The organism is Pseudogemmobacter sp. TB195 (assembly GCF_058313095.1).
In genome coordinates this window covers 1-515 of sequence record NZ_JBZEGG010000236.1, presented here as the reverse complement: position 1 = coordinate 515, position 515 = coordinate 1, and the positions used below count along the sequence as shown (strand labels likewise).

Here is a 515-nt window from a genome sequence, read left to right as displayed (position 1 = left end):
ATGGTGTTCTCGCTGGCGCGCTGGCACAAGGCCGGCAGTTTCTTTCACCCGCTGTTCCAGGTGCTGCTCGTCGGCCTCAACGGGGCCTTTCTGACCGGCGACCTGTTCAACCTGTTCGTGTTCTTCGAGATCATGCTGGCCGCCTCGTACGGCCTGGCGCTGCATGGCTCGGGGCACGCCAGGGTGAAGGCCGGGCTTCACTATATCGCGGTCAATCTCGTCGCCTCGTCGGCGTTCCTGATCGGCGTCAGCCTGATTTATGGCGCGACCGGTTCGCTCAACATGGCGGACATCGCCAGCCGCATCGGCGATCTCGACGCGCATGGGGCCATGCTGTTCCGCGTTGGCGCGGCGGTGTTGGGCGTGGCCTTTCTGGTGAAGGCGGCGATCTGGCCGCTGGGCTTCTGGCTGCCCACCACCTACGCCGCCGCGGGGCCGCCAGTGGCGGCCATGTTCGCCATCATGACCAAGGTTGGCGTCTACGCCATCCTGCGCCTTGGCCTGCTGTTCACGCC

Annotated in this window: 1 protein-coding gene; it reads left to right on the top strand. The window is 65.8% G+C overall.

What is annotated here, in order from left to right; translation table 11 throughout:
• Positions 1 to 515 (top strand): proton-conducting transporter transmembrane domain-containing protein (locus tag AC4FS3_RS29555; protein ID WP_491023506.1); only part of this gene is annotated, 515 nt, incomplete at its 3' end.